Source organism: Bartonella sp. PS17NMGDW (assembly GCF_042193555.1).
GTDB classification, from domain to species: Bacteria; Pseudomonadota; Alphaproteobacteria; order Rhizobiales; family Rhizobiaceae; genus Bartonella; species Bartonella grahamii.
The window spans coordinates 1-559 of record NZ_JBHILY010000098.1 but is presented as its reverse complement, the minus strand read 5'-3'; the positions used below and the strand labels follow the sequence as shown (position 1 = coordinate 559).

The following is a 559-nucleotide window of genomic DNA, read 5'->3' as shown; positions in this document are numbered from 1 at the left end:
TGTGTGGGGTATGAACAGCCGATGCAAAAACAGAAGAGACCAGCTTATAGTGGTAGAGAAACTTATGAGAGCACGTCATGGATGGCAGAATGATGGATGATGAAGAGCATTTAGAGCAAGAGAGCAACATTTCAGATCTGTCAACAGAAGGTTTGTTTCGCAAGCTTGTGGGGTGGTACAAAGAAGATGTGGAGCATGTGAACAAATGGCGTGAACACGCAAGGGAGGATTTTCAATTTTACAATGGTGATCACGTTTAACCGTATTGCACCATTGGTTAATGCCGTTGTGGGTTCAGAGCGTAACAATAAACGAGAGGTGCAATTCATTCCCCGTCAAATAGGCAAGGCATTGCCAAGTGAATTGCTTACAGGAGCAGCAGAATGGTTTCGCGACATGGCACATGCTGAATATGCTGATAGTGATGCTTTCCAAGATGCTGTCATCTGCGGTATGGGGTGGACAGATACGCGGCTTGATTACGAAAATAGTCTTGATGGTGAACCGGTAATTACGCGTTTAGACCCTTTGAAAATGGTTTGGGATAGTGCGGCAGTGC

General features: G+C 45.3%; 1 pseudogene. It reads left to right on the top strand.

The window, feature by feature from the left end:
* Positions 1 to 77: 77 nt before the first annotated feature.
* Positions 78 to 559: pseudogene (locus ACFIJK_RS09480) on the top strand (phage portal protein); the annotation flags it as partial.